The 3,858-nt window shown below is 63.9% G+C and carries 5 protein-coding genes and 2 pseudogenes; 4 read left to right on the top strand and 3 right to left on the bottom strand.

Going from position 1 to position 3,858, the window contains the following annotated elements; all coding sequences use genetic code 11:
- A pseudogene (locus VBE63_RS25765) lies at positions 1 to 366 on the bottom strand (MFS transporter); the annotation flags it as partial.
- Positions 367 to 630: 264 nt separating this feature from the next.
- Here VBE63_RS25765 and VBE63_RS25760 point away from each other — a divergent pair.
- Genes VBE63_RS25760 through VBE63_RS25750 form a run of 3 tightly spaced genes read left to right on the top strand, consistent with a single transcriptional unit; the run spans position 631 to position 1,490 of the window.
- Positions 631 to 963, top strand: coding sequence for a type II toxin-antitoxin system prevent-host-death family antitoxin (locus VBE63_RS25760; protein ID WP_323685860.1), 333 nt, complete (start codon positions 631 to 633; stop codon positions 961 to 963).
- On the top strand, positions 963 to 1,145 hold the full coding sequence (locus VBE63_RS25755) for a hypothetical protein (protein ID WP_323685859.1): 183 nt from the start codon (positions 963 to 965) through the stop codon (positions 1,143 to 1,145). The genes VBE63_RS25760 and VBE63_RS25755 overlap by 1 nt, the downstream gene beginning before the upstream one ends.
- Positions 1,146 to 1,184: 39 nt before the next feature.
- On the top strand, positions 1,185 to 1,490 hold the full coding sequence (locus VBE63_RS25750; RefSeq protein WP_323685858.1) for a DUF3368 domain-containing protein: 306 nt from the start codon (positions 1,185 to 1,187) through the stop codon (positions 1,488 to 1,490).
- Between the two features lie 111 nt (positions 1,491 to 1,601).
- Here the strand turns inward: VBE63_RS25750 and VBE63_RS25745 are convergent, their stop codons facing one another.
- Complete coding sequence (locus tag VBE63_RS25745) at positions 1,602 to 2,156, bottom strand: hypothetical protein (RefSeq protein ID WP_323685857.1); 555 nt, start codon at positions 2,154 to 2,156, stop codon at positions 1,602 to 1,604.
- A 262-nt stretch (positions 2,157 to 2,418) separates the two neighbouring features.
- On the opposite strand from VBE63_RS25745, the gene VBE63_RS25740 reads away from it, so the two are divergent.
- A complete protein-coding gene (locus VBE63_RS25740) occupies positions 2,419 to 3,138 on the top strand; it encodes an MBL fold metallo-hydrolase (RefSeq protein ID WP_323685856.1) in 720 nt (239 codons plus the stop codon).
- Positions 3,139 to 3,455: 317 nt separating this feature from the next.
- Here the strand turns inward: VBE63_RS25740 and VBE63_RS25735 are convergent.
- Positions 3,456 to 3,858: pseudogene (locus VBE63_RS25735) on the bottom strand (hypothetical protein); the annotation flags it as partial.

Here is a 3,858-nt window from a genome sequence, read left to right as displayed (position 1 = left end):
CGTCTGCGCGGTGTGGGTCATCAACCCCTGAGCGAAGAAGCGCAGCAGGAAGAAGCCCAGCACCAGACCGGGCACTCCAATGCTGAGCGCGAGCGCGACACTGCCGAGCGCTGCGCCCAGCACCACGCCGGCGACCATGCGCGGCAGTGCGACCCGGTCGACCAGATGTCCGGCCGCGATCAGCAGCAGAGCACTGAGCAGGGTGGCAGCGGAATAGGCCAGCCCGAGCCCGCCGTGTGAGAGCCCAAAGGTCGCCCGCCACTCGCCCCCAAAGAGCGACAGCACAAAGGTTTGGCCGACGGCGGAGAAGGCGACCATCAGAAAGCCGACGCTGAGCAAGCGCCAGTGGCGCAGTAGGGGATGCAAGGAGAGCCTCCAGGGGACGCAGGATAGCCAGACACGAGGCGTTCACCCGAACGGCGGATGCAGCGCGACCAAGACAGGCGTGCAGTGTTCTCCGTAGCGATCTGCACCGGCTGTCATTGTAGGCGTCGCAGACGTCGCTCAGCATCCGGTCTGTGCAGCGAATGCCGAAGCGCAGGGCGCCAGATGACAGAGACGCGTCCAATCCAGCTCTGCTACGCTTTGTGAGCACAAACTGTGAGCACAAACTAACGAGAGAGCCTCTTGATGGACAACCTCGACGTCTTCTCTGTCCGCGAGCTGCGCACCCGATCGGGTGATCTCTTGCGGGATGCCGAACAGGGCCAGCTGGCGCTGATCACCAAGCATGGTCGTCCCGCGATCCTGGCCGTCCCGTTCGACCGTCGCTTGCTCGAGCAAGGTGTGCATCGCTCCTTGGCGCTGACGCTGTTCGAGCAGCGGCATCTGACGCTCGCCCAAGCCGCTAAAGTTGCGGGCCTCTCGCTGGATGCGTTTATCGATCTGCTCGAGCCACTCGGCTTGCCAGTGGTCGATTATCCTGCCGACGAGTTGGCCGATGAGCTCGAGGCTGCGCTTTAGTGGTTCAGGACCCCGACGCCGCGCCCTACCGGATCGTTGTCGCGGACGCGGGACCGTTGATCGCCTTGGCTCGGGTCGAACAGCTGTCGTTGTTAGCCGTGCTTTACGGGCAGATTGTCGTGCCGGAGAGCGTGTTGAGGGAATTGCGCCTGGAATCGCATCGGCCCGGCGCCCGGTTGTGATCAGATGGCTTTGCGCGAGGTCTTCTTCGCACGTACCCTTTGCCCGCTGACAGCGAGGCCGACCTGGCACGCCTGAGACAGGTACTCGATGCAGGCGAGTCCGCGGCCATCCTGCTCGCGCAAGCGCTTGCCTGCCGGTTCTTGCTCATCGATGAGCGCCGTGGACGCGCGATGGCCCGGCGCCGGGGGATTCCCGTGGTTGGGGTGGCAGGCGTATTGCTGGCGGCGAAACGCCGAGGGCTGTTGGAGACGGTCAAACCCGTCCTATTGGCCTTATCGCACCAGGGCTATCGGCTCTCGGATGCCCTGATCACCGAGGTCTTGCGACTGGCGGGTGAAGGCTAATGGCGGGTGAAGGCTAATGGCGGCTAACGAACCGATGGGCTCATGGCCGCGGCATCAGGCTCGCCGCAGTCAACGCCGGCTCACGCTCAGTGACGAACGACGTCTGCCACTTCAGCGATCGTGGCCGCTGCGCCTCCCAGCTCGAACGTCGTCTCGGCAAACCCACCATCGGCAGCGAGATAACCCAGACCGAGCCTGCTCTTGCAAGCTTGCAGCGCCGCGATCGGACCTGTTGGCCCGTCCAGCCCATTTTGGCCCGTCCAGCCCATTGGCGTGCTCGAGCACAAATGAGAGGTAATGTGCACCGGCATGATAGAGCGAGGAGGGTGGCTCACCGCTCCTCTGCGCGAGTTGCTGCGTCACCACATCACGCCTGAGGCGCGGCCCCGCATCACTACACCACCAAGACAGCATCGCTGTCGAGTCCAGCGCGGGCGCCGTCGTGGCGGGCAGAAAGGTCACCCAGACGCGCGACGCATTGCTCGCGGCATGGAGCTTAAACTGATCGCCCTGTGCGTTCTTGACCGCCGCGATCCTCACGCGGATGGCATTGCGCGCATCGTAGAAGTCGCTCAAGGTCCAGGTCTCCTGCGCCCAGGCGCCAGCGCAGAGCGCCATACCGAGAACGATCAATGCCAAGCGCCAGGGTACTCGCATAGGCTGCATGGTCATGCCTCATGGTGTTGAGAGGGTCATCCCGCCCCGCGGCACGCGGCTGGCGTAGGCATCGCGACCAACGGTTGCATCCGACAGTCTGTGGCCGTCGGCGCCAGGACTCCAGGAGACTGGTCAATCGCGGTATGAAGAGCATCGCAGGCGCCAGCGCTGAGCAACTTGAGCTGAGCCACATCGCTGAACAGGTTCGCGCCAGCGGCATGAGACAACCGATGCGACCGAGTCCGTGCTCAGCCAACACCAGGACACCCTGATGACCGCCGACCTTCGCCTGACCCTCCTCTTCGACAACCAGCCAAGCCCCGCCGGACTCGACGCGCTTTGGGGCTTCGCCGCACTGATCGAGACCGGCGAGCGAACGCTGCTCTTCGACACCGGCAGCAACGGCCGCGTCTTACTGAAGAACATGGCCGCCCTCGGCCTCTCAATGGACTCGGTCGATCAGCTCTTCCTCTCCCATCCGCACTGGGATCACATGGGCGGGTTGGATTCGGTGCTCGAGGCCAAGCCGGCGCTCAGCGTGGTGCTGCATGAGGGCTTCTCCAAACACCTGATCGCGGATCTGCACGGCCTCTGCCGCGAGGTCATCGTCGTCGGTGCTGAGCCGCAGATCCTTGCACCTGGCCTGTTCTCCACCGGTCTGCTCGACAGTCAGCCGCCAGAACAGGCACTGATCCTCAACCTGGGCGGCATCACCCTGGCGATCAGTGGCTGCGCGCATCCGGGCATGGAGCAGATCGTCGAGCGGGGTCGGGCGCTGCTTGGTGAGCCGATCCGCTGGGCGATTGGCGGTTTTCACTTGATGTATGCCGATGATGCCGAGATCGCTCGTTCGGTGCAGGCCTTGCAGGCGCTCGGGGTGACCAATGTGCTCCCGACGCATTGCACCGGTGATGCGGCGATCGTCGCGTTTGCGCAGGCCTATGGCGAGCACTGCGTGAGCGGTGGGGTCGGGTGCCGACTGGCGTTGTGATCAGCGTCCTAGCCACGCTGGATGCTGCAAGACGGGCCGTTTCCAAGCGCGTTGGCAAACGATCCGCCGCCTGCTGCGAGCATCAGGATTGGTCATTCTCTGACCATTGCGGTCGCAGCGATTGATTCGGCAGGTGCTTGCAGTCCTCTGACCGGGACTGCGCACAGGGTTATCCACAGCGGCTGTGGATCAATCGCTTCCGGAGAGCCAGTGGCCATGAGGACTGGCAGGAGGCGTTCGGCAACCGGAACGCGATCTGCAGACCACTTGCTGAGTGTCTGCGTCAGCCCGATGACCTCAAGTCCGCGGAGTCAGTCTCAGAGCGCTTCGCTCTTAGAATCCTCTCCCACATCACCCCCATCATCGTCCTGCGTGGACGCTTCATCCTCATCCTTATCGTCGCCATCGACCAACGAGCCCGTCGCCAGCGTCAACGCACTCACCGCGTCATCGGCCGCCAGCAGTTCGGCATCTTTACCCGCACGCCGAGCCGACTCGCGCGCGCGGCGCTCCAGATCGATGATCGAGCGTCCAAGCCCATAGACCAGGCGGCGCAACCTGTGGGTGGCCTCCTTGCGTTGCTTGTTGCTCAGCTGACCGGCGAACCAGAGCCCATCGAGCAACATCAGGATCTTGTCCAGCAACAGCACCAGGCGAACAGAGTGCGCCAGCTGCGGCGATGAGAGCTGCAGGGTAACCTCGCGGGGGTTGGTGTAGCGT

Source organism: Lamprobacter sp. (genome assembly GCF_034860625.1).
GTDB lineage: Bacteria > Pseudomonadota > Gammaproteobacteria > Chromatiales > Chromatiaceae > Lamprobacter.
This window is presented reverse-complemented; position numbering and strand designations above follow the sequence as displayed.

Coding starts and splice junctions, on each gene's coding strand:
- VBE63_RS25760 (WP_323685860.1), top strand. CDS start 631: ATGGACAACCTCGACGTCTTCTCTGTCCGCGAGCTGCGCACCCGATCG.
- VBE63_RS25745 (WP_323685857.1), bottom strand. CDS start 2,156: ATGCAGCCTATGCGAGTACCCTGGCGCTTGGCATTGATCGTTCTCGGT.
- VBE63_RS25740 (WP_323685856.1), top strand. CDS start 2,419: ATGACCGCCGACCTTCGCCTGACCCTCCTCTTCGACAACCAGCCAAGC.